Origin of the sequence: Rhizobium album (assembly GCF_003122325.1) — a bacterium.
Lineage (GTDB): Bacteria > Pseudomonadota > Alphaproteobacteria > Rhizobiales > Rhizobiaceae > Metarhizobium > Metarhizobium album.
On record NZ_QFBC01000003.1, the window covers coordinates 446,661 to 468,715 of the forward strand.

At 58.3% G+C, this 22,055-nt stretch carries 36 protein-coding genes and 1 pseudogene; 13 read left to right on the forward strand and 24 right to left on the reverse strand.

The window, feature by feature from the left end:
* Positions 1-57 precede the first annotated feature (57 nt).
* From DEM27_RS10450 to DEM27_RS10545, 23 genes and pseudogenes are all read right to left on the reverse strand, one after another.
* Complete coding sequence (locus tag DEM27_RS10450; protein WP_109458148.1) at positions 58-261, reverse strand: hypothetical protein; 204 nt, start codon at positions 259-261, stop codon at positions 58-60.
* Positions 261-2,564 carry a portal protein gene (locus tag DEM27_RS10455; RefSeq protein WP_109458149.1) on the reverse strand — a complete coding sequence of 768 codons (2,304 nt, stop codon included), beginning with the start codon at positions 2,562-2,564 and terminating at the stop codon, positions 261-263. Before DEM27_RS10455 ends, DEM27_RS10450 begins: the two co-directional genes overlap by 1 nt.
* Positions 2,564-3,307, reverse strand: coding sequence for a phage terminase large subunit family protein (locus DEM27_RS10460; RefSeq protein WP_109458150.1), 744 nt, complete (start codon positions 3,305-3,307; stop codon positions 2,564-2,566). Before DEM27_RS10460 ends, DEM27_RS10455 begins: the two co-directional genes overlap by 1 nt.
* Complete coding sequence (locus tag DEM27_RS10465; protein ID WP_128755485.1) at positions 3,307-3,603, reverse strand: hypothetical protein; 297 nt, start codon at positions 3,601-3,603, stop codon at positions 3,307-3,309. Before DEM27_RS10465 ends, DEM27_RS10460 begins: the two co-directional genes overlap by 1 nt.
* A gap of 8 nt (positions 3,604-3,611) precedes the next feature.
* Positions 3,612-4,358, reverse strand: a complete 747-nt coding sequence (locus tag DEM27_RS10470) for a terminase large subunit domain-containing protein (RefSeq protein WP_109458152.1) — start codon at positions 4,356-4,358, stop codon at positions 3,612-3,614.
* Between the two features lies 1 nt (position 4,359).
* Entirely contained in the window at positions 4,360-4,866 is a 507-nt protein-coding gene (locus DEM27_RS10475; protein ID WP_109458153.1) for a helix-turn-helix domain-containing protein, read from the reverse strand.
* A gap of 181 nt (positions 4,867-5,047) precedes the next feature.
* A complete protein-coding gene (locus DEM27_RS10480; protein WP_109458154.1) occupies positions 5,048-5,347 on the reverse strand; it encodes a hypothetical protein in 300 nt (99 codons plus the stop codon).
* 140 nt (positions 5,348-5,487) lie between these two features.
* Positions 5,488-5,796 carry a hypothetical protein gene (locus tag DEM27_RS10485; RefSeq protein ID WP_109458155.1) on the reverse strand — a complete coding sequence of 103 codons (309 nt, stop codon included), beginning with the start codon at positions 5,794-5,796 and terminating at the stop codon, positions 5,488-5,490.
* Positions 5,797-6,044: 248 nt separating this feature from the next.
* Entirely contained in the window at positions 6,045-6,194 is a 150-nt protein-coding gene (locus DEM27_RS33945; protein WP_165823388.1) for a hypothetical protein, read from the reverse strand.
* 548 nt (positions 6,195-6,742) lie between these two features.
* The gene (locus DEM27_RS10490; protein WP_109458156.1) at positions 6,743-7,303 is read right to left on the reverse strand and encodes a hypothetical protein; all 561 of its coding nucleotides are present in this window, start codon (positions 7,301-7,303) and stop codon (positions 6,743-6,745) included.
* A 26-nt stretch (positions 7,304-7,329) separates the two neighbouring features.
* Positions 7,330-7,686, reverse strand: coding sequence for a hypothetical protein (locus tag DEM27_RS34590; protein WP_245445771.1), 357 nt, complete (start codon positions 7,684-7,686; stop codon positions 7,330-7,332).
* 53 nt (positions 7,687-7,739) lie between these two features.
* Positions 7,740-7,958, reverse strand: coding sequence for a helix-turn-helix transcriptional regulator (locus tag DEM27_RS10500; RefSeq protein ID WP_109458158.1), 219 nt, complete (start codon positions 7,956-7,958; stop codon positions 7,740-7,742).
* The gene (locus tag DEM27_RS10505) at positions 7,958-8,905 is read right to left on the reverse strand and encodes a DUF7146 domain-containing protein (RefSeq protein WP_109458159.1); all 948 of its coding nucleotides are present in this window, start codon (positions 8,903-8,905) and stop codon (positions 7,958-7,960) included. Before DEM27_RS10505 ends, DEM27_RS10500 begins: the two co-directional genes overlap by 1 nt.
* Positions 8,895-10,376, reverse strand: a complete 1,482-nt coding sequence (locus DEM27_RS10510) for a DEAD/DEAH box helicase (protein WP_165823389.1) — start codon at positions 10,374-10,376, stop codon at positions 8,895-8,897. The genes DEM27_RS10505 and DEM27_RS10510 overlap by 11 nt, the downstream gene beginning before the upstream one ends.
* On the reverse strand, positions 10,364-11,017 hold the full coding sequence (locus DEM27_RS33570) for a helix-turn-helix domain-containing protein (RefSeq protein WP_128755486.1): 654 nt from the start codon (positions 11,015-11,017) through the stop codon (positions 10,364-10,366). The genes DEM27_RS10510 and DEM27_RS33570 overlap by 13 nt, the downstream gene beginning before the upstream one ends.
* The gene (locus DEM27_RS10515; protein ID WP_109458161.1) at positions 11,014-11,337 is read right to left on the reverse strand and encodes a hypothetical protein; all 324 of its coding nucleotides are present in this window, start codon (positions 11,335-11,337) and stop codon (positions 11,014-11,016) included. Before DEM27_RS10515 ends, DEM27_RS33570 begins: the two co-directional genes overlap by 4 nt.
* Positions 11,334-11,639 carry a VRR-NUC domain-containing protein gene (locus DEM27_RS35195; protein ID WP_109458162.1) on the reverse strand — a complete coding sequence of 102 codons (306 nt, stop codon included), beginning with the start codon at positions 11,637-11,639 and terminating at the stop codon, positions 11,334-11,336. The genes DEM27_RS10515 and DEM27_RS35195 overlap by 4 nt, the downstream gene beginning before the upstream one ends.
* A 95-nt stretch (positions 11,640-11,734) precedes the next feature.
* Positions 11,735-12,100, reverse strand: coding sequence for a hypothetical protein (locus DEM27_RS10525; RefSeq protein WP_109458163.1), 366 nt, complete (start codon positions 12,098-12,100; stop codon positions 11,735-11,737).
* A gap of 66 nt (positions 12,101-12,166) precedes the next feature.
* Positions 12,167-12,502 carry a hypothetical protein gene (locus DEM27_RS10530; RefSeq protein ID WP_109458164.1) on the reverse strand — a complete coding sequence of 112 codons (336 nt, stop codon included), beginning with the start codon at positions 12,500-12,502 and terminating at the stop codon, positions 12,167-12,169.
* A 287-nt stretch (positions 12,503-12,789) separates the two neighbouring features.
* Positions 12,790-13,062: a hypothetical protein gene (locus DEM27_RS33575; protein WP_128755488.1), complete on the reverse strand. Its 273-nt coding sequence runs from the start codon at positions 13,060-13,062 to the stop codon at positions 12,790-12,792.
* A gap of 3 nt (positions 13,063-13,065) precedes the next feature.
* Positions 13,066-13,254 (reverse strand): hypothetical protein, encoded by a 189-nt coding sequence (locus tag DEM27_RS10535; protein WP_109458165.1) that lies wholly within the window; start codon positions 13,252-13,254, stop codon positions 13,066-13,068.
* A 593-nt stretch (positions 13,255-13,847) separates the two neighbouring features.
* A pseudogene (locus DEM27_RS10540) lies at positions 13,848-14,090 on the reverse strand (DUF2312 domain-containing protein); the annotation flags it as partial.
* Between the two features lie 141 nt (positions 14,091-14,231).
* On the reverse strand, positions 14,232-14,516 hold the full coding sequence (locus tag DEM27_RS10545) for a hypothetical protein (protein WP_109458166.1): 285 nt from the start codon (positions 14,514-14,516) through the stop codon (positions 14,232-14,234).
* Between the two features lie 348 nt (positions 14,517-14,864).
* Here DEM27_RS10545 and DEM27_RS10555 point away from each other — a divergent pair, with 348 nt between their 5' ends.
* Complete coding sequence (locus tag DEM27_RS10555; RefSeq protein ID WP_128755489.1) at positions 14,865-15,239, forward strand: hypothetical protein; 375 nt, start codon at positions 14,865-14,867, stop codon at positions 15,237-15,239.
* A gap of 126 nt (positions 15,240-15,365) precedes the next feature.
* Here DEM27_RS10555 and DEM27_RS10560 read toward each other — a convergent pair whose 3' ends face one another.
* Positions 15,366-15,614, reverse strand: a complete 249-nt coding sequence (locus tag DEM27_RS10560) for a hypothetical protein (protein ID WP_109458169.1) — start codon at positions 15,612-15,614, stop codon at positions 15,366-15,368.
* A gap of 176 nt (positions 15,615-15,790) precedes the next feature.
* Between DEM27_RS10560 and DEM27_RS10565 the strand changes: the two genes are divergently transcribed.
* The 12 genes from DEM27_RS10565 (at position 15,791) to DEM27_RS10620 (ending at position 21,882) form a co-directional block, all read left to right on the forward strand.
* Complete coding sequence (locus DEM27_RS10565; RefSeq protein ID WP_109458170.1) at positions 15,791-15,985, forward strand: hypothetical protein; 195 nt, start codon at positions 15,791-15,793, stop codon at positions 15,983-15,985.
* A 103-nt stretch (positions 15,986-16,088) separates the two neighbouring features.
* Positions 16,089-16,484 (forward strand): type II toxin-antitoxin system PemK/MazF family toxin, encoded by a 396-nt coding sequence (locus tag DEM27_RS10570; protein ID WP_109458171.1) that lies wholly within the window; start codon positions 16,089-16,091, stop codon positions 16,482-16,484.
* A 421-nt stretch (positions 16,485-16,905) separates the two neighbouring features.
* Positions 16,906-17,211 (forward strand): hypothetical protein, encoded by a 306-nt coding sequence (locus tag DEM27_RS10575; protein ID WP_109458172.1) that lies wholly within the window; start codon positions 16,906-16,908, stop codon positions 17,209-17,211.
* 36 nt (positions 17,212-17,247) lie between these two features.
* Positions 17,248-17,451 (forward strand): hypothetical protein, encoded by a 204-nt coding sequence (locus DEM27_RS10580; protein WP_109458173.1) that lies wholly within the window; start codon positions 17,248-17,250, stop codon positions 17,449-17,451.
* 67 nt (positions 17,452-17,518) lie between these two features.
* Positions 17,519-17,953: a hypothetical protein gene (locus DEM27_RS10585; RefSeq protein ID WP_109458174.1), complete on the forward strand. Its 435-nt coding sequence runs from the start codon at positions 17,519-17,521 to the stop codon at positions 17,951-17,953.
* A complete protein-coding gene (locus DEM27_RS10590; RefSeq protein WP_109458175.1) occupies positions 17,953-18,270 on the forward strand; it encodes a hypothetical protein in 318 nt (105 codons plus the stop codon). Before DEM27_RS10585 ends, DEM27_RS10590 begins: the two co-directional genes overlap by 1 nt.
* Positions 18,267-18,476, forward strand: coding sequence for a hypothetical protein (locus DEM27_RS10595; RefSeq protein ID WP_109458176.1), 210 nt, complete (start codon positions 18,267-18,269; stop codon positions 18,474-18,476). Before DEM27_RS10590 ends, DEM27_RS10595 begins: the two co-directional genes overlap by 4 nt.
* Positions 18,476-19,561: a hypothetical protein gene (locus tag DEM27_RS10600; RefSeq protein ID WP_109458177.1), complete on the forward strand. Its 1,086-nt coding sequence runs from the start codon at positions 18,476-18,478 to the stop codon at positions 19,559-19,561. Before DEM27_RS10595 ends, DEM27_RS10600 begins: the two co-directional genes overlap by 1 nt.
* A 2-nt stretch (positions 19,562-19,563) precedes the next feature.
* Entirely contained in the window at positions 19,564-20,358 is a 795-nt protein-coding gene (locus DEM27_RS10605) for an ERF family protein (protein ID WP_109458178.1), read from the forward strand.
* On the forward strand, positions 20,355-21,029 hold the full coding sequence (locus DEM27_RS10610; RefSeq protein WP_109458179.1) for a lambda exonuclease family protein: 675 nt from the start codon (positions 20,355-20,357) through the stop codon (positions 21,027-21,029). Before DEM27_RS10605 ends, DEM27_RS10610 begins: the two co-directional genes overlap by 4 nt.
* Positions 21,030-21,031: 2 nt before the next feature.
* Complete coding sequence (locus DEM27_RS10615) at positions 21,032-21,469, forward strand: hypothetical protein (protein ID WP_109458180.1); 438 nt, start codon at positions 21,032-21,034, stop codon at positions 21,467-21,469.
* On the forward strand, positions 21,469-21,882 hold the full coding sequence (locus tag DEM27_RS10620; protein ID WP_109458181.1) for an HNH endonuclease: 414 nt from the start codon (positions 21,469-21,471) through the stop codon (positions 21,880-21,882). The genes DEM27_RS10615 and DEM27_RS10620 overlap by 1 nt, the downstream gene beginning before the upstream one ends.
* The last annotated feature ends 173 nt before the right edge of the window (positions 21,883-22,055 follow it).

A 22,055-nucleotide genomic window follows, 5' to 3' on the forward strand; every position in this document is an offset into this window, starting at 1 on the left:
CGGCTCAGGTGATTGGCGGCCTTATCGGCGGCCCGGTAGTCTCGTCGCGCCCATTGATCAGATGAACGGGACTGTCTCTTTGATCGCAAGCTTCGGATCGGCAAGCGCGAGGACGTCTCGCAGCGCCTTGATCCGGCCGCGTTCGAATTCAGTGGCATCAGGAGCGGTGCCGCGCACTTCAAGCTCGCGCTGTGCCCTAGCAATCATCTCTTCGGCAGCCTTCTTCATGGCAAGCCACGTGGCGCTGTTCGTGTCGATCATCAGAGCAGTCCGCCGCCACTCGGGCCGATGCGCTCGGTGATTGCAACTTCAGTCGCGGCCAGGCGCTCCTTGGAATTGATCTGCGCGTGGGCGATGTCGAGCTTGGCGCGCAACTGATCGACGTTCATGTTCATTTTCTCGGCGAGGACCATCATCTGCGTGTCGCGATTGATGAGTGCGACTTGGCGAGCATTGTCCGCCTTCTGGTTCTCGATCTCGATCCGGCTTTCGATTTCGGCGCGCTTCAGTTCGAGCTCAAGCTTGGCGAGCTCCGGGTCCGGTCCGGGCGGCGCGGACTGCTGGGCTGCTGCCTGCGCTGCCGCAGCGGCCGCTGCCATCTTGGCATCGATCTCGTCATCGCTCAGCAGCACTTCGTCCGCCGGCACCATGTTGGCCTGGAATAGCTTCTTGAGCATGTCCCGGTTCTTGAGCATCGGGCCGTAGACGGGATGGCCGCCGATCTGGAATGCCAGCACCATGAGGTTTTGAGCCTGCATCTCGCGGACCAGCAGCACCGACGAGCCGCGGGCGTCGATCGAGTAATCGCCCTTGATCTCTTCCTTCGGGTTAAACTGCATGTTCCAATCGTAGAAGCGACGGATATTCGGCGTCGTTACGTCGTCGTCGAAGTTCTTGACGATGCGGCGGAACACGACGTTGGCCGAATTCATCAGGATCGCCATGCCCTGAGCGGTCTTTGTGACGCCCGAGCCTTGCTCGCCCTGGGCGATCGCGGGCATCTGCGCGGTGTCGTCCATAAACTGGCGGGCCATGGTGATGATACCGGCCAACTGTGCTTGATTGGACGGAATGTCGAAGGTCTCGAAAGCGCGCTTGTCCCGCGGGATGCCTTCCTTGGCGATCCAGATCTTGTGCGGCGTCAGCTCGAAATTGCCGTCTGCCGGCTCAACCTGGCTCTGAGACACGACAATCTGCGGGCCGGATGAAAAGGCGCCGTTGTCCATCATCGCGCGCCAGCCGGCATTCACTGCCTTCTGAGGGTCGCGGATCATGTACGGCACGCCGTAGCCGAAGATTGATGCCTCGTCCTTGGCAATGTTGAAGACCGAATACATCGGCTCACCACTGTCATAGGGATAGATCGAGAACTTCAGGATTTCGCCCTGGCAGAACCAGACGACGGCGTTCACTTCCGTCAGCGGGTCGATGTCCTGCATGTCCCTGAACGTGTCAGCATCGTCCATTGCCAAGGCAAGTGAGGCCATCTCACTGGCTTCGAGGCAGCCGGTATACTCCCAGACATGGTAGAGATCGTTGGCAGCCTGGTCATTGGCGCCGGTGATGTTGCGCAGATCGGCGATGTATGCAGGCGCAGTCGTCTGCGGCTTTAGTTTCAGCAGGCGGCGGATGGCGTCTTTGTCGAAGCCTTCCAACTGGGCCAGGCCGCGCAACCGCTTCTGGTTCATCAGGTGGCGCTCGAAATTGCCCTCACCTTCCTCGATGCAGCGTGCGTCAGGGTCCGGAAAGAACGACCAGAGGTCGACATAGCGCATCGACGGCTGGCTCTCGCCACTGACGATCTGAAGGCCGAATTCGGCTCGCTCGTTTCCGTTGGCATCGATCTTCTTGCTGAGCTTCCAGCCTTTGCGCACCTTGTCGCCGGTGACCGGTCCCTTGCAAACGCCGGTGCCGAGCTTCGAAGCAATCTCGATGACATCACGCATGACGGCCTGATAAAGACTCTCCGTCAGCTGATCCTCGATCTCTTTCGCCATCAGGTCGGAGCGCTTGCGCGCTTCCTCAAGATCGCCGTTCAGGGCGGATTCCGCACGATCAGCCTGGTCAGCTAGATCCTGAAGCATCTTCATCTGCTGCTGCTGAGCAGGGTCGACGCCATTCTGGGCGCCTTGCTCGATGGCAGCAGCTTCCTGCTGGTCCTTCAGCTGCTGCTTGATTTCACGTGCAGCCTTGGCAGCCTTGGAAGCAGCCTCAGTCAGTTCCGGCACCGGTGTGGGCTTGATGCCCCAGTTACTGTCATCCGTCGGGAACAGCAGATCCATCAGTTTGGCCGACATCGCGTCGGTCTTAGGCTTGGTCAGGTTGATGAATAGCTTGGACTTCTTCGTCTTGTTGAGCGCCTGCTCGGTCATGTTGTCGTACCGACCATGGTACTGCAGCAGGTCGTCGATCCACCGCTTTTCGATATGAGTCCGCCTGCCGACGCGCTTGTTCGCTTCCGACTCGAGCCGGGCGGCGATGGCCTGCAGCGCACTCGCGAGCTTGTCACGACGGACGTCATCAGGGATGCCCTGGTTGTCGTCAGCCTGCATCATCTGGTCCATCAGTATCCTGCTGTGCTGTCGCCGCCGAATGCGGACGGGCCAAAGGTGGCTTTCGGCTTTTGGACGGATGCAACGTCGCGACCCGACTTCACCAGGTAGCGCATGCAGTCCATGAGGTGGTCATGCTTCTTGACAATCTTGCCGTGCTCGTCGCGGCGGTACATCGCGTATTCGGTTTTCAGGTTCTGCAGGACCGAGAAGATCTTGAGCCGTCCGGTCGTCAGCAGCTGCCATGTGTCGTAGAGGCCGCTCTCGACAGAGTTATCCGCCGGCTTGAGCGACAACCCCAGTCCCTTGTAGGTCGCCAGCAGCTGCTCACCGTCTGCTTGCTGCCTGCCCCGCGACGCTGGATCGATGACGCCCCTGATCCAGTTGCCGCGCGCCTTGATCGCCTCGGCGTGGATTGCCGGGACCTCCTGCCCACGATAATGCTCGGCATAGAGGTAGAGAGACCAATCCGACGGATCCCATGCGCCCCAAAGCGCTGCTGTCCGGTTCCAACCGACGTCGAGCGCGTACGCCCGCGGCCAGTATTCAGGGATAGCGAACGGCTTCACCTCAACATCGGACAGGGCGACTGGGTAGATCGCGCCGGCGCCGAGCGACGGGATGCCCTTTGATCGCGCTTCCCGAAGGTGCGGCGGTGTTGCCTCGAGCAGTTCAGCCTTTGTCTTTTCGTCGAGGTGCGGGACGTCATCCCAGCCCGCCCGGACGAGGTAGCGAGAACCTGTGATTGCCGGCATCAGACCGCGGCGATTGCCGCCACCTTGAGACCGGTCGTGCGCAACGTGAACCGGTGCGGGATGTCCTTCGCCAGGAACATGTCGTTCACCGTGGCCGTCGGCGTCGGCGCGAAGGAAACGTGCGCGTCGGTATCGACAACAATCTGGATCGTGTCACAGGCAGCCGACAGCGCGTTTGCCGTGGCTGCGCTTGTGGAGAACGTCACGACCTGAGTGCCGATCGGCGGGACGGCCGGGCTGCCATCGCGCTCACGCGGCCCATTGGCGACGAATTCTGTTACCCACATGGTTGGCATTTCTAACCTCAGTCGTTGTGCGGCTGGAACTGCAGGACCGTGTCCGACAGCCCTTCCAGCGGCGTAAAGGTGAGCATTATGATGCCGTCCGTCGTTGCGGTTCGGATCAGGCATTCACCGTAGACATCGAGCGGAGGCTCTTCATCGAGCCAGATTCCGTGCTGAGCCGTTCCTTCAAACGATCCGCGGCCCTGTTGGTACGACTTCAATCCCAGGACAGACCACTTGCCCGAGACATGCTTCACCTTGATCGTGTCGACCAGATCCGCGACGCCTTGCTTCCAGGTTATGCCGCCGATCAGATCGCCCGGCACCATGCCCGTTCCCGAGACGGTCTTTCGCGGTCCTGCGAACGCGATGTCGCCCAGCAAGGTCGTCTGCACGATATCGCGGGTAGTCTCGTTCGTCTTTCCGGCAGCCCACCATCGCACTGGGCCGTCAAAGCGCCGTCCCTCCCACCAATCGGGGTAAAGCCCGGTCAGGTGGCAAGCCGTCTCGTATCCGCCGCCACCGTATGTCTTGCCGACGCGGTTGGCCGCCATCAGGCAGCGCTCACGGTACTCGGCGCCGACACGGAAGAACTCCAGATGCTTGCCGTACTTGTGACGAGCGTGGACAATAGAGCCGTCAGGCTGGATCGTATCCTCGTCGGGAAACATCCGGTAGAAACGCCGCTGATTTTGCCTGCGCGCCTTCTCAGCCATGAGGCTGACGATGCGTTCCTTCTCTTCGCGACTGTATCCGGAAAGATCCATCTCACTTCCCAGGCTTGGTCAGCATCCCCATCAATTCCTTGTCGAGCTCTTCATCGCTCAACTCCGCGAGATTGTGCGTGACCTCGAGCTTTTCGCGCCACTCGTCAGGCTGGCGGTTTTTGAGCCAGTTGAACGCGGCGCCGGGATCCGGCGGCACATGCTCGACTGTCGAAGCGCGGACAATCGCGCCCTGAAAATTGAACACCTTCTCGCTCTCGAAACTGTATCCGACGGCGCGGTTAAACAGCGATCGTTTGACCCGCTCGTCGCACGAATCCTTGCCGACCACGACCGCCTGACAAAAATCTTCGTGTTCAATGCGCCAGCGATAGATCGTCCGTGTGTCGACACCGAAGAAATCGGCCAGCTCGAAGTCGGTTGCGCCGAGAGCGCAAAGCTTCTTCGCCTGGCCTGCAAATTCCTTCTTGTAGGAGGAAGGGCGGCCTCGTCCCTGCTTTGCCTGGGGCTCTTCTGCTGGCGTAGCCTTAGGCTTGTTCGGTCTTGGCATTGTCGATCCTGAAGTGGTTTATCCCGCCTGCCCTCTTAACCAGCTGAAATGCCCCATGGGCCGCACGGACTGGCTGCCAGCGATCTGGCGTGAGAGAAAGCCTTTTCATCCTGTCGCGGGTTGGGCAGGGTCAGGAGTCCCGTGCGGTGGAAATGTGGGTGACGAGGACCATGTCTTATCCTCACCGGATACGGGGATGGGTTAGGCGGCGGGCACCCCCGTCCGCAGGCTCATACGTCTCCCTGAATATTTCGTCTTTGATTGGGTAAAGCTCACCCTTGACGCCACGAATGATCCAATCGTTCAGGCTCGCCCGCATCTCTCCCTCAAGGGTCTTAATGGTGAAATACGGGTCGGGGCCACCTTGGTACCAGACCCTGCCGTCGTTTAAGGCTTGTGCGAACCACGGGGGGCGCGGGTCAGAGGGGATCCGGAACTGATAAGCTTCAATCACAATCGGCTTCTTCCGGAAATGCGCCATCACTCTCTCCAGATGGAATGAAAAACAATTCCAAATGTGCCGATACTGAACCGCGATTTCCGGCACATTTGGGATGATTTTTCTACGTTTGAGAGGGAAAGAGCCCGGTGACGATCCGGGCTCGAAGAGAAATTCGATGGTTACGCGCTGATGCCGGGGTCGATATGCAGGTAGGCGGCGACGGCGATAGAGGTGTCTGCAAAGGCTTCAGCGCTGGCGATCAGCGTACTTCGCCCGCCGGACGGGGCGGCGATGCTCGGCACTTCGGCCGGGATGGCGCAGACATCATGGATGACGACACTCAAGGCCGGGGCCGGGTAGTCCTTGCCTGCAAGAGGCTGAACAAGCACCTGGGCGTCTACCGGAGCGGCGGTAGCCGGCATCGATGTGCACATGACCGCCGCCATCATGGCGAGGCCAGCGCAGAGAATACTTCGCATGAAGCGCATGCTCTTTCCTTTCTGCTGAGTTGGGAATGAAAACGCCCCGCCGCCGGGATCGGAGACGGGGCAAACTGGTTGGCCGCTACGTGCTGCTTCGCTCGGCGCCCTCACGAAAGGTTCTTCGGCCGAGTACCCATTACCAAATTCGGTTCTGACCAGATTGCAATGCGGCGAGTCTGGCTTGTGTCAACGGTTTACCGCCATCCGCATGTCTACGATTGCCACACCAACGATGCGGCCATGCGCGATTAGGTTTACGCCGCCTCGCACTTCAATTGCTCCATGCGGCGAACATCGGAGAACTTCGCCCGCTGGTGAAGGCAAGAGCCCTGCCGCTTCCACGGCTTGCACATCAGGCAGCCGGAGCGGGTGCTTTTCGGGCGCTTGCGCTTGTGGTGGGCCATAAGGTCTCCAGTTGCAAAATGGTCATGACGGGCCGAGCTTGATATCGGCTACGCCGTCGTACGCCGCAATTGGCGTCAATCCTGCGCCGCGTATGCGGTACTTTGATTGCGTGTCCTTCCACGCCGCCGTCATGATTTCGAAAGTCGGAGGCCAGCATGATACAGCCTCCAGGCCAACCCGTATCGGATACCGTGCTGGGGCGGGGCAAAGTCCATACCTGTGAAGTGGATGTCCGTTCGCCACAGCTTCAATGCGGCGACGATCATCAGTGCTGCTATGCCTTCGCGCATCGTGTCCGCCGTCATGATTGGGTACCGGGAAGGCGGCTACTCGCTGCGGTGTCGTGGTGGCACCATCCGGGTTTTCGCTCTTATCCGACTGCCTTCCCGATCTGGTCTCCGGGGGATCCGAAGATCCGCGCACAAACGTGCTCCCGAACGGTTTCGTTGAGGCATGGCCTCAGAATCAAAAAGGGTGACCCGCTGCTTGTGCGCAAATCACCCAAAGTAAAGATTGACGTCAGAAATTACCCATTTTCGTAAAAAAGTCAAACACGAAAGGCGACTATCAACGCATTACACAGGATACGAATGTCGCCGACCATGTGGTCGAGCCGATGACCTTGGATCACGCAAAGATCGAGCGCCGCCCAGAGGTTCGCCCGGCTTTCGTTTTGCGCCCTCTGGATGACCTTGCGGCACTCGTCGAAGCGATCAACGGTGTTCTGGCACCAGTCCACATAAGTGTCGCTGATATCGGGCGAAGGCGTGCCGACTCCTTCTTCGCTCCGTTCGGCGTTTGGGGCCTTGATCGCCAGCAGATACGACCGACGCAATGCGAGATACTTTTGCGCTGCCTCGTATTGATCGTCGCTGATGCCGTCGACCTTGCCGATGAGGTTGAGATATCCGATGAACGTTGCCGCCTTCTGGTCGCGGGCCAGCTCGACCGGCAGCCTAAGCCGTTTGGCTCGGCGCTCCAATGTGTCGCAGTCCGTGTCCAGAGGCGATCGTGAGATGCGCCCGTTAGGCTCTCGCGCCACGTGCTCGACCTTCGGCCGTCCGCGGGATTCGCGCTTCTGTTTCAGTTTTGCCGCCTTGCTCGCCATTGTCTCGCCTCGTCTGTTGCCGCCAGTCAATTCGCTTTTGTCATGTCGGCGCGAACGCCAAGATGCTCTTCGCTCTTCTCGAAGTAGATATGCTGGAGCCGTTCGTTCGGCTTGAACTCAGGGATAAGATCGGCGCGGCATCCAAGCGCCTCGAATTCCGCGAAGGGGAACGGAACCCAACTGACCGGGTCTTTGCCTTCGTGCCACTCAGGATATCCGAAAGCATAAGCTTTGCCGCACTCCTCGCAGTTGTTCATACCGAACGTGACAGTCTTCGCCAGACCTCCGCACCATGGGCAACACGCCCCATTCGAAAAGCACGAGACCTGATTGGGGATGCGCCGCAGAGCTTTCATGAATTCATCGTCTTCTTGTTTTCCCATTCCCGCCGTCTCGCCTCGTTGCCTGAATTTAGAATGGGTGATCGCCGCTATGATTATGCAATCCACCCAGATCGTATTGCCTTTGCCACCAGAGACGGCGCGTTGACCGTGTTCGATCGGAGCCGCGCGTTTTGCAGCAGGCGCCGCACGCCATGTTTCGTGATGCCCATGATCTCAGCCGACTCCACGTCGGTTTTGCCCGCAGAGAGCCATTGGACCGCCTCGATTTCGCGAGGGGTCAACGGGCACGGCGACTTGGATACGTCCAGCATCACGCGGCCTCCTGACCATGTCGAACACGATTGAGAACGTCGTTCCAATCCTCGCCCTCAGATTTCGGGATCTGAACGCTGACGCTCAAACCTTCGCGCATCAGTCGTTGCCCCAACCCGAACGCGGCGCGCTGTCCTGTAAAGTTGGCGTCGTTGTCACCGAAAACGCTTATCGTCTTCGCGCTAGATGGAGGCTCCCACTTCTCCAAAGCGCCCGCGGTCAAGGCCGCCCATACCGGCATGTCGAACAGCGCCGAGGCCGCGAACGCTGTCTCGATCCCTTCTGCAATACCCATGGCCTCCGCCGCATCGAACAGCCTTACCGCTGCGCCCGCGGGAAACGTGCCAGGCATAAGCATACGCACCTTCTCGACTAAGGCCTTGCGACCATCTGGGGTGAGATAGGTCTTGTGGATGAGCGCCGGGTTGCCGTTGGCGTCGTGGATCATCGCAATCATCGCCGGATGGAAGGACGCAGACTTTGCTTCCTCGTCCCAGTAGCGGCACCTTTCGCAGTACCGGATGGATTTGGTGATATCCACCTTGCCTACCCGCGACGTGAGCCAACGCGCCACAGGGTCACTATCAACGACCGGCTTGCTGGATCGCCACAGCACGTTCAATGCCTTTTTTGTATCACGATCAACGGCCGGCTTGCCGGTTAGGACCGGCGCCGAGCCGACATGCTCCCGCACAAGACGGGCAGCCTCTGCGAAATCGCACCCCTTCAGACGCTGCACAAAATCAAACCCATCCCCGCTACCGCATTGATTGCAAAACCAACGCCCGTCCCCTTCCTTGTCAGCAAAGCGGAAGCGGTCTTTCCCTTCCCCGCAAAAAGGGCAAGGCCCGTGCCGGCCGGTTAGGAAGCTGGATGCCACGCCAAGAGCCGGAAGGATGCCATGCCAGCGCCCACGCGCCGCGTCAGTGATCCGGTCACGCTGCATGCTTCGCCTCCTGCTGTTCTGCTTTCTGCTTCTTTTTCGCCCACGCGATCTGGCGGCTTCGCAGCCAGGACAATGTTTTCCCTGTCGGTTCCTCCGGCTGGACGTCATCCATGCCGCGAGGCCAGACGTCGAACCGCCCCTTGTAGTTGGCCAGAACCCAGCTTTGATTTTTGCCCCGCTCTTCCGCTACCCAAAGAAGCTGGGCATAGAACGAACGTTTTTCGGAAATGGTCGGGGCTTCCTTTTTGCCACGCACTTGAGCTAGTTCGCCTTCGATCTCCATCACGTCCGGCTGCTTCTCCGGGGCAAACCCGCAGTGAGGGCACTTATGGACCTTCGGAGGCTTAAGCATCGAGCACGACGAGCACTCTTTGGGCAAAGGCACCGATTTTGCTTTTCGCTCCCCGCCGCCTTCCTTCATCCGCCCCTTGTCGAGGCTGTCATGATAGATGTCGGTGACGAAGCCGAGCCGAAGTGTCGTGTCACTGTGGTCAAGAATTATTGCGTCCGGCTTTCCAGGCGCGGTTCTGAGCGCTCGACCCACGATCTGAGTGAACAGCATCTCGCTCTTTGTCGGACGGGCTAGGATAAGGCACCTGACATCCCAGTCCACGCCGGTCGTCAAGACGCCGACATTGCAGACCACTTTGATAGCGCCTGCCTCAAATGCCTTTCTGACTTCTTCACGCTCGAACTTGTCGGTGAAGGCATCGACGTATCCAGTGCAGACGCCAGCTTTCTCAAATTGACGCTGGAGGTCCTTTGCGTGCGATCGGTTGACTGCGAAGCACAGCGTTTGCCGTCCTTCGCCCAGTTTCAGCCAAGTCGAAACGATATCCGCCATTAAGGCGCCATCGCTCATGGCCTGGGCCAGATCCTCTTCATGATAGTCGCCAGCTACCGTCCTAACCGCCGAAAGATCCGGATGGCTTGGGGCAAAAACCCTGAATGGCGATAAATATCCAGCCTCGATGAGCTCCTGCGTCGTCGCGGCAACAATCAGTTCGTCGTAGTGCTTGCCGAGCCCCCTCGTCCACGGCGTTGCCGAAAGACCGATGAACAGAATACCGGGCTTGTTATGCATCCACCTGAACACGATCTTGAACGCTTGGTGCGCTTCGTCGACGATCACGACATCCGTGTCAGGCAGAGGCCGCCGAGCGAGTGTCTGGACGCTGGCGACTTGAACCGGTTGCGTTGCGTCGGTCATCGGGTGATCGGCCTGGATCACGCCGACATCGTAAATCCCTTCGGCAGCAAAGGCCTCCACGGTCTGGTCGATCAGAGCAATGGCCGGAACGACGAAGCAAACGCGGTTTCCTTTGGCTCGCGCTCCAGCAACGATATGCGCGGCTGTAAGAGTTTTCCCTGCCCCTGTCGGTAGGCAGACCAAAGGACGACGCTTGCCGGAACGGATACTGGCCTTCAGGTGGTCGATTGCCTTGATCTGGTGTGCCCTCAATTCTCGCATAGCCATCCCTCCTTTGCAGAAAGGTACGGATTGACGACGAGGGCAGAGGCTTTCCTCAAGATTGAAGAAGCATTCCAGCCTGAAGGCAAAGAAACTGGCGATACGGCTAATATACCGTCTGCCAAATTGGCAGGGCGTAACTGTGTAACATTTTGAGAGCAACACGTTGATTTTTCTGCGAAATAATGCCCCGCGTCACCCGATGATGGCGCCATGTCACAAGCATCGACAACTGGCACGCCGTTGTCATCGTAGACAGGCTCGTCACGGTCGTCGGGCACGATTTCAGCGAGGTCGCCTGCGACAACCTGGACGCCAGAAACATGACGAAAGACCCGGGCCATATCCACGATGTACCGGGTTGCCCCGCATCCGCCCTTTTCCAAGGCCGTAGCGATGATGAAGCCAAGTTCGCGGAATTCTTTTAATATCCGTCGGATTGTCCGCTCCGAAAGCTTGCATGCCTTCGCTAGATATCCAGCGCCGGGTCGGATCTCCTTCGCCGCGAAGCGATGATGAAACCAAAGATTCCCAAGCTTTTTCAGGACAGCGATCCGCGAGTGATCCAGACCGGACTTGTCGACGGCGCGGCGGAACGATTGGCGCTCCGCGTGGGCTGATGTTGATCTAAAGTCGCTCACCGCGCTTGCCCTCCGAAACGATAACCTCTATTTTCATCGCGCATGACGTTCCTTTCGTCCTGTTGCGGCAGTGGTGCGCTCGTCGTCGGCAAACTTTGATCGCGCTGCTGCCCGTGCTTTTGTGTTCTGAGTGAAATCGATCGCTCCAGCTTCCGGCATATCTGGTCGAAAACCTCGGCATATTCCCGTTGATCGCGGATGTTGTCGTCTGGCCGCTTGTTCGGACCTCGGGCGAACCGGCCAAGCCAATCGGTCTTGCCGATTTCCGCCTTGCGCATAACGCGCAACAATTCCTCGTCGTCCCTATCCTGATAGATCATCGGCTGCGGCCCTCCGCGAGACGAGACACGACCCGGGCTACAGCATCGCCGAGCGGGATTGGTTCTTGATGAGCCCGGCGCATGACGACGCCCCAGTCTTCTAGAAGTCTAATAGGCTCCTCACGGCCATGCGTGACCGCAAAGCGGATGCCGTGCAGTTCGCAAAGATCCCTGAATTCTCTCTGAGGGGCAGTGAGCTTGCCTGCTTCCGTCTTCAACTCGACATATCCGTGAACGCCGGGGTCGATGACGATAAGATCTGGGAGACCCTTGGTTAATCCGTGCTGGCCCATCGCACCCATATTAGGAATGGTCGCGACAAGAGTTCCAGGCCGCCCGCAATGGCGCCAGTGCGCAACGACAGCCTTATGGATCTGCGATTCTTTAAGAGGCGCGCTCAATTATCTGGCCTCCGTTCCGGCAAAGGATGATCTGCCGGCTCGAATAGGCGGCACGCTTTGGCGCAGTGCGGGATAAGTCGGCTTGCCTTGTTCAGGATGGGCCGATTGCACTTGGCTTTTTTCAGGCCAAGTGGATTCAGCTTGTGCTTTTTTCCGAAATAGCCCGGGTCGGACGCCACCTTTTCGGCGCCCCCCCCTACGACCTTCCGCCATTTCCAAGCATGCCAAAACCGGCATTCACGGCAGGTTCTCCCTTCTGGGCCAGTACCTGCGATATGTGCTTGGCCAAGATAGGTCTCGGCGATTGGCCGGTGAACATCCTTGGCGGTCATATGCTCGCTGAACAAAAGATGCTGTCCCATCAGTCAAGCTCCTCTTGGTTTTCGCAAAGCTCAGGGCAAATCCATTCAGCCAGGCCGGCGCCCCAATCACGAAACATCATCGCGATTGCGTGTCGTCGATCGAAGCTCAGCCATCTGACGAAGAAGGGCGGTTTTTGCTCTGTAGTCTGCATGTTCTTCCCTCGCCTTCCGTACCTGCTCTGCCGTTTCGTAAAGTTCCATCATCTGGAAATGCCGGACGACGCGGCTCTCTTTGTTCCACCACCCTCTCAGGCGGCGTTCCGTCCATTGATTTTCGGGATCTTCACGATGAGGGAACCGTGCCCGCAGTTCCTTGCAGGCGGCGCGGAACATGTCGCCGATGTGATGGCGCTTTGCTCCGATCTCCTCGATCAAGAAATTTGCTGTTGCTACGTCGTCCATCCGTTCGCTCTTTTGGTATTTTAGATTTCCCGAATCTCCGGGTGACTTTCCCGACATTTCCTGTCTCCGCTGCTGCATCTTTGCTCTTGTTCAGGGAGCACAAGATGCCGCGCAGGACCTATATTGTTGGTGATGGAGATAGCCGTGACGCCAATCAGGCCGTCTCCATCACCGCCGGCCCGCCGCCTGTGCAAACCGAAATTCATCCCCGTCGAACCGATCCGCCGCTATTGTCCGGTTCGACAGCCGGAGACCTTACCTCGGGGTCTCCGGCACCATTTGTTGAGTTAGGCGTTGCTGTGAGCGCAGTTGTGATGCGCGTCAGAAACAGCAGGCTTCGTATAAGGGTGCTCGTCCCGGCCTCGGGAGGAGGAGAAGGCCAGGACGAGCGGTGACTGGTCAGAGGGGTCCCCAGCCACATTCGAATGTTCTTCGGGCTCGCCGATGCGGCCCTCGATGATGGCTTGGTTTTTCTTGTCAGCGTCGCGGCTGCCGGCCGGCAAGACCGTGCGGGCTGCGTTGCGGACCATTGGCGAAGGCTGGCTGGTGAAGATTGCCATGGCCTAAATGCCCTCGTCGAAAACGCCGTAGATCACTGCGCCTGCGATGAAGCAGGCAACGAACACGGAGAAACCGGTCAATGGCTCACCAGGGAAGCGATAGTGCCAAGTGGTCGCCCCGAACCAGAGCCACGAAAAGGCCAAAGCAGAACGGAATGCTCTCCACACAAATCTCAACACGCGCTTGTTCATGCTGGCACCGCCAATTTCCTGCTCTCCCATGCCTTGGTGCACGTCGAGCAAGTGATCTTGTTCGGATGATGCGAGAAGTTGCGGATATCCGGCTTCTGGCAGCGCTCATTGATGGCCGGGACATGATTCCCAACGAGAGTCCCGGCCTGATGTGGGTTAGCGGGCGCGGTATCGATTACATGATCGCCTCCTGTGTTGGCGGCGGCGCTTCCCGACCTATGGGGAGTTACGCGCTCGGCGCTGGGGAGAGCCGTCGCTACAGGCGCAACAGCTTCGTGATCGGTATCCGGGCTCGAAGCGTCATCGCCTCGGCGATCGGTTTCACGGGGCGCATCCCCTTCCCGGATAATTTGACCCTGTTCCGCAGCAACAGGTTCGCGCAAATCATTGCCCGCCGTAACTGCGGCATCGACGGGGGCAGCTTGTTCTTCATTCTCGATCATGATGTCGATAGCGGTGATCAAAGCCTTTCGGCCGATCTCCGTCTGCACGCCGTCTACAACGGTCTTGATCAGTTTGGGGCTGGCGTCGCGGTCGAAGACCTCGCCGGTTACGGGATCGTGGCCTGGGCCATCGAAGAGGTCGAATTGCGGGATCATGCCGAGGGCCGCAAGGTACGTGTCGAGGATCATCTCCTCTTCCGTCCGCTCCTGCTCATCCTTCTTGCGCAGCGCGACAACCCGCTTCAAAATTTTCGTGTCGAAGCCCATGCCCTTGGCCTCGCCGTAGACGTCCTTGATATCGTCGGCGATGGTCCTCTTCTCTTCTTCCAGACGCTCGATGCGCTCGATAAAAGCGCGGAGTTGGTCACGGGCGACGCCCTGGACATCAGACATTATCGATCCTCCAAGACAGGATTTCGCCACGGTAGGGATTTGCAGAAAGGTAGCCGGGGACAGCTTCGACGCGCTCGGCGTGCCGCTTGGTCAGCCAAACGACGACAAAGTAAGGGAGTGCTCTGGTCCAAGCGGAGAGCATCAAGCCTCCCCTTTCGGAGCGGCCCATTCGCCGTTGACCTCGGCCACGTCAAGCAATTCGCCTGCTTCACCCATGCGCCACACTTCGCAAAGGCCGACCAATCGCATTGCTCCCGCCCGGGTCACCGTCTGCTCCGGCAGCATGTCGATGTCATAGAGAAGCGAAATGAGCCGGGGCCGATGGTTTATGAACGAGAGATAACCAGAGAGCATTTCCTGAACGCCCGACTCCCGTTCCGCCAACGCCCCGACCTTCTCTGCTTCTGTTTCGGTGAGGTGGGTCATGCGGGGGCTCCGGCATTTCGCTTCTTGCGCTGCTCCCGCATGAATTTCCGAACCTGCAATTCAGTGTCCGGCCAAATCCGTCGGCCCTCGCGAAGGCGGTCGACAAGCCGGCCATTGCTCGCAGCCAAAATGCCAAAGCGGTGTGGTCCCAGCTGGGCCTCTAGCATGAACTTTTCAATTTCGGTGAGGAGATCGTTCTTCATAAAACGCGAGTATACACGCTATCGCGTTCAACGCAATACACGCCATAACGTTCGCGCCAAATTTGCTGGACCGTGGTAGCCATTTGCAATGGGAAGTAAATGGAAAGAGCGGCTTAGAGAGATAATCGAGGCGGACGGCCGGAGTATGCGCGCCATCAGCAGCGCGGCGGGTGGCGGCCCTAATTTCATTCAGCAAATGTTGAATGCTGACAAGGCGCCTGCGGTAGACAAGTTTTTATCCGTCATGAACGCGCTCGGCGACCAACACCTCATGTACGTTCTGACCGGACAAGCACAAAAGAGCACAAAGTCGCCGGAAGCGGCGCTCAGGTCGGCAATGCTTGCGTATGGGGTTGACGCTGGCCAGCTAGATCTCGCTCTGGGTATTATAGGTCAGTTCGTGCGGGCGGAAGTTGGGGTGCAACCAGCACAAACCCCTTCTGATGATCTACAACAACCCGCCAATCCCCACCGTGGATCAGCGCCATCAGGCAAGAAATCTCAGCAGCCTTCCTCTTGATGACAATCTCAGGCGGGGCCGGCGGCGTGGCGCCTGCCGCTTCGAAGAGGTTTGCTACAATCTCTTCGTTCCGGGTTTTGAATTTGGGCCGGTACTGATGGAAAATAGCCACGCCACCGCCTCCCCTTATGCGCGTTCCATTTCGGCGACTTCCTCGGGCAGATCGTCGCCCTTGGCGAAGATCAGCTTAGGATCGCCGTAGTCACCTGTCTTAGGATTGCCGTCGCGCATAAACGCGATGACCATGGATTTCTTGAGGGACAACCGTTCCGCCACACGGCGCGCCTGGTGAAGGCTTTGGGCCTGAATTGGGGCGTCCGGAAAAGTGCCGCCCTTGCCTGATGTGAAGCTTTGAACCACGAAATACGAAGCCATTGTTCTACTCCCTGTACATGTTGGCAGGGATGATGATTCCGCGAAAATGAGAACAAAGCAAGAACAATATTAGGATTTTTTTCACACTCGTTAACGGACACAAGATGTTGCGCCTGCCCGTTTAAAGAGTCGCTTTCTCTTGGAATCGCGGTATCGTGACAACGAAAGGAGCATCCATGACCAGAAAGCCGAAACCACCCCGCGAGCGCGCAGCTCGCGCCCTATGCAGCTACTTCGATATCCCCGAGAACATCGCGCGGGACAAGAAGCCGATGTGGACGCAATACCTCGACATGGCCGACGCTGCGCTGCAGGCGGCGCTGTCGCCGGAGGAATGGGAAAAGATAAAGGCAGAAGGGCCGGAAGTGTGATGCGGCACAGGGATTGATTGAGGTTCAACTCATGCCTATCCGAAAGGCATAAGGGGGAGTTCATTGACTTGCAGAATCACATTTAGAGCCCCAGTCTGAATAGATGGCTATCACCTTCTCCCCGAAACGCGGCGCGATCCTCATGTGCGACTTCGACATGTCATTCGTCGAGCCAGAGATGCGCAAAAAGCGCCAGGTCGCAGTTATCTCTATTGCCTCCAACAATCACCGTCACGGCGCGATGCCCGGAACGTGCACCATCATTCCATTTTCGACAGTCGAACCGAAGACGATCGATCCTGACGACATCTTCTTTCCATTGGGGTCGTATTGGAGCCTAACCGTTCCATGCTGGGCAAGGTGCAAGCTCATCACAACAGTCTCTCATGCCCGTCTCGATCTTGTGCTAAGGAACGGGAAGCGCCATCCAAGTGAGTTTCTTAGGAGCGAGCACATGGACGAAATAGCTAAAGGTATCAACTATTCCCTAGGTTTCTGACGTAAAATGTGATTGGAAATATCCGACGTGGTCTATTATATTGATCTTGTCCCCGAGAGGGGTTTTGGGAGGTCAGGTCCGCCGCATCTCTGAGAGGAGACACCTAGATTCCGGCCTCCCCCATGAGAAGCTCCGCCTAACAAGCGGGGCTTTTCCTTTTCTGGGTCAATCATTTTGCAAGCGCTTCACCAGCCCGCCTCCCCGGCGGGCTTTTTTGTGCTTGCGATTCGAGCGATTGCACGCCTCCTCGCAAAATAATGCACGATATAGCGTTCATTTGCTTGACGCGAACGCTACAGCGTGCATAATGCAGCTCATACCCGCTCCCGACTGACCCGCCGCAAGGCAAGTAGCGAAACGGGATCGGCGGCGGGACAGGTTCAGCGTTCCCGCCGGGCAAACCAAACCCAGAGGATGAGAGATGGCTGATGCAGCCGAATTTTTGAAGGACGACAAGCCTGGCGAGTATGTGGCGCGCTTCACAGTCACCGGAGAAGTGCGGGTCACGATCAAGGCCGAGAGTCTCGACGACGCTGAGACACGAGCATGGGCCATGGCAGATAGCGACGAGTTTGGGCACGGCCTGGACGATATCACCGATGTCGAACTCGACTGGGTCGATAGGTCCCCTCCGATGTTTCTTGTGACCCGCGATGGGCGCTCGATGAGAGTTTCTCATCTTCACGATGGGGATCTTCCGCGGCAGCCCGACAGTAGCGGCTTCTAACCCTAACCGCCTCCGGGCAACAAGAGGAAGAGAACAATGGCGACACTGCGGAAGGGCCGGATTTTCTCTCCCGATATCGGGACGCGGGTTCAGTCCGTGGCGGTTGGCAACAATCCCTCTTTCGTCGGCACCATCGTGGCCGAGTTCCGGAGCTTTTACCACGTTCGAGACGATGCTGGCCGCATTTGGCATCGAGAGCCAAGCGAAATCAAACCTTTGATCGGCCCTATGGCCGACTGATCCCTCAATCTATCGGCCTCCCAACACCCGAGGCCGATATGCGGAGTGATCCAAGAGGATAACTGACATGGCAAACACAGATGATCGATACATCCTCAGCGACGAAGAAGTCCTGCTTATGTTCGGCACGACCCGAAGCGGCATTATCTACGTCAGCGAGAGCACAAATCCCGGCAAGAGCTATACCGTCGACATGCTCCTCGACGAGCCGGGCGACCACTGCCCGCGCATCTTGGCCCTCAACACGAAGACGCTGGTAACGATCGATGTTACCGAAACATTCGCAAAGGCTTGGCTTGAGCGGGCCGACGAGGCTGACGAGTTGGAAGTCGATCGGGAAATCACCGTCGACGATCTGGAAGCTGGCTTCCCAGACTATGTGAAAAACAGCCGTGCTTGGGCGCTATTGAAGGATGATATCGAAGCCTCGGCTCCAGTCCTCCCAGACCCGGATCGCGCCTATGACGAGCGCCGGGACCGGCAGGCTATGGGGTGGATGTGATGGGGTTCAACACCGCAGTTATGGTCCTGAATGACCGTCTTCATGAGATAAGAGATGATCCGAACTTCGGAGAAAAGCTATATCACGCTATTTTGCTCGCGGGCAGGCCATTGCATGATCGCCCGTACGTCCCCCAGGTGTCTGTCCTGCCGTCCCAGCATGCAGATACTGCTCAAGTGGTCGTGATTTCCGCGAACTCTTTGAGGGTTCTAGGTTACGGCGACTGGCAAGACGACGACGCCAACTTGCTCCGGAAGATTGCTGACGACATGGGCTTCCGCCTTGTTCGCAAAACTCGCCGAGGAGCGGCAGCATGACCTGCAACCTCCGCCACCACAACGAATGCGGATGCGCCGGACAGTGCGAGGCCGATCAATACGGCCACCTCCTGCACGCCAAGAGCGTCAGCCACCTCATCATGCAGGCCATCCTTTTCATTTCGCTCGTGGCGATGCTGGCAACCGTTCTCGGTTCCGCATTCGTCCGCACCGATCGTCAACTCGAAATCCAGGCGAGGGTCTAATGTCCGCTATCGCAGAAAAAAGAGACATCATCGATATTGCCGCCATGGTCGAAGCCGATCCAGGGTGCGTCCTGCTCGACGAAGATCTGTATGCCCAGTTCATCGCGGACCTCAAGGCCGGCGTGAAGGCGTTCGTTCCTGATCTGTCAACAGCGACGAGCCGTAAGAAGATCGCCTCCGAGGCCTATGCGATCACGCGCAAAAAGACTGCGATCGACGAAGCTGGCAAGAAGATGAATGAGGATCGCCGCAAGGAGATCAACATCGTCGATGCCAAGCGCCGCGCCGTCAAGGCCGATCTGGACGAAATTGCAGCCGACGCCCGCCGCCCGCTCGATCAGTGGGAAGCTCAAGAGGAAGCCCGTATCGACTACTGCAAGTCGATCCTCAAGCACATCGAAGATTGCGGTAACGGCTTCATCGGCGGCGAGCCTCAGGCTTTCGGAATCCTCCTCCACGAATTGGAGGAGAAGATCGTCATCAACTCAGAACTTGGTGAATTCGAGGAACAAGCCCGCGTTGCTCACAAGATCGCGCTGGACAAGGTGAAGGCAGCATTTGAGGCCCACAAGCGCGCCGAGGCTGACCGTATCGAGCTTGAGAAGCTTCGCGCCGAAAAAGAAGAGCGTGATCGGGCCGAAGCTGCTCGTCTCGAAAAGGAGCGCATCGCCAAGGAAGCCGCCGACCGTGAGGCTCGTGAAAAAGCAGAGTACGCCGAGAATGTGCGGCGTCAGGCCGAAGCGGCAGAGCGCGCCCAGAAGGAAGCAGCAGAACGCGAGCGCCGCGCGGTCGAAGCCGCCCGGCTTGAAGCGGAACAAAAGGCACAGGCTGCAATCGCGAAAGCCGAGGCTGAAGCCCGCGCCATCAAAGAAGCTGCCGAGCGTGCCGAGCAGGAGCGCCAAGCCGCTGCCAAACGCGAGCAGGAAGAACGGGAAGCTCGCGAACGGGACCGTGAGCACCGCGGCAAGATCATGAGCGAGGCCAAGCAGGCAATCATGGCCCAAGGCGTCAAGGAAGATGTTGCGAAGAAAATCGTGCTGGCGGTCATCGCCGGTGAAGTCCCTCACATCAAGATGGAATTCTAACAATGACCAACGCACTCGCAAAACACGACGAAGGGCACATTATCCCGGCAAACGATGCGCCGATGGTCGCCATGATCGAACGCATTGCCATGGACCCGAACATTCCTATCGACCGGCTCGAAAAGATGCTGGCGATGAAAGAACGGATGGAGGATCGCTCCAGAGAGCAGGCCCGAGAAGACCGGGAGTACGAGGCGAAGACTGCTTATTTCACGGCTATGTCAGCATGCCAGAAGGAATTGCCGGTAGTCATGCGGAACCGGCGCAATACCCACACCAAATCGAACTATGCCGATCTAGCCGCTATCGAAGAACAGGCCATGCCGATCATTTACGCTCACGGCTTCGGCGTGTCTTTCCAGCCCGACGGCTACAATGAACTCGGCGAATTACTGGTCAAGTGGGAGATATCTCACTCCGGAGGGTATGTCCGCAACGGCGTCGGGGCAATCCCGGTGGACGGCGCGGGAGCGAAGGGCGCGGTGAACAAGACCGGCACCCAGGCGTTCGGCAGCACGGCAACTTATGGCCGGCGCTATCTCCTCTGCATGCTGTTCAATATTTCGACAGGAGACGACCGCGATGGGAACGCGGCTCCGAAGGATGAGCCGGAATTCATAACGGCCGAGCAAGCGAAGACCATCCGCGCCCTTCTGGAAGATACCGGGTCCGACACCGAGCAGTTCTGCCGCCTCGGGAAAATCGACGCCATCCCCGACATGCTGGCCTCCGATTTCGACGACGCCGTTCGCCTCCTCAATCAGAAAAAGGCAAAGATGGAAAGGGCCTCGGTATGATCCAGATTTTCAACTGCGACCAGAATTCTCCTGAGTGGTTTCATGCGCGTGCCGGCATTCCGACCGCCTCTGAATTTCACACCGTCATGGCATCCGGCCGCAGTGGCGGGGAAAGCAAGACGCGCAAAACCTATCTGTACAAGCTGGCTGGCGAAGTCGTGACAGGCGAGCCAACGGAAGGCTACAGCAATGCGCACATGGATCGCGGCCACGTCATGGAAGGCGAGGCCCGCGAGAAATATTCCTTCATAGCCGACGCAGAAATTCAGAGCGTCGGGTTCATTCGCAACGGCGACAAGGGCGCAAGCCCTGATGGGCTGATCGGGGACCGGGGGATGTTCGAAGCGAAGTCAAAACTCCCACACCTGCTGATCGAAACGCTGTTCCGCGACGATTTCCCTCCGGAGCATAAGGCGCAGTGCCAGGGTGCACTTTGGGTCGCCGAACGGGAATGGATCGATATCGTCGTCTATTGGCCGAAGCTCCCGTTGTTCGTGAAACGGGCCTATCGCGATGAGGCGTACATTGCCACCATCGCCACGGCCGTGAAGGATTTCAACGAAGAACTCGCTGAGATCGTTGAGAAGGTGCGTCGTTATGGTGCGCCCACGTCGCCGAGCAATGAAAGCGAAATCGCCGCCATTCGAAACCATCCACTTATGGCGGGCTGATCATGGCAAAAACAGAAAAGCCCGTCTACGCCTTCATCCGTCGCGGCAACTCGCTCATTCCCGAGATGCAATACGACCTGCAGGCTCTCGACGGCATCGAGCAGGGCCAGCGCGTCAAGCTGGAAATCAAGCAGTGGCGCAACATGGACCGCCTCAAGGCCTATTGGGCGACGCTGCAAGACTGCATCGACGCGACCGGATGCTCGCCGAGCAAAGAGGCGCTGGATGCCTACATCCGGCCCGCCGTGAAATTCGTCGACACCATCCGTCTCGCGAACGGCTTTCTAGTGGGAGTTCCCCGCGCAATCAACACCCGGCAGTGCGATGAACCCGAGATGATCGCGTTCTTCAATGCGGCGACGGAACTTCTCGCTCGCGAATTCGGATACGTCGCACCCACGCCTGAAGAGCGGCAAGAGCAGAAGCGGAGGGCAGCATAATGGCCCGCACCGTCCCAGAATGGATCGGGAAGACCGACGACCAGAAAGTGCCAGACAGAGTCCGCCAGAGGGTTTTCGATGCTCACAACGGCATCTGCCACCTGACCGGCCGGAAGATCCAGCCCTGCGATGTTTGGGAACTGGAGCATATCCACGCCCTCATCCTCGGCGGCCAGCACCGGGAATCCAATCTCGCCCCCGCCCTGAAGGAAGCCCACAAGAAGAAGACGGCGGTGGAGATGGGCGTGAAGGCCAAGATTGCCCGCGTCCGCAAGAAGCACCTCGGGATCAAGCCAGCTTCTGCCGGCGGCTTCCAACAGCGCTTCCGTCGGAAAATGAACGGCGACGTTGTCGACACCAGGACCGGCGTAGTCATCAACAACTATCAGCGCGACGAGGCAATCGACCCATGACCGAGAAACCCGAGAAAACAGAGGGGGCACCCCCACCACCCTCGATGCAAATGGTGGGGGGTGACATTAGAAGGCAAATCCTCGAATTCATCCAAATGTCATATGACCTTTCGACTTGGGCGGCGTGCATCAATTGGCGCAGCAAAGAGAACCAGAAGGAATGGCTGGACGAA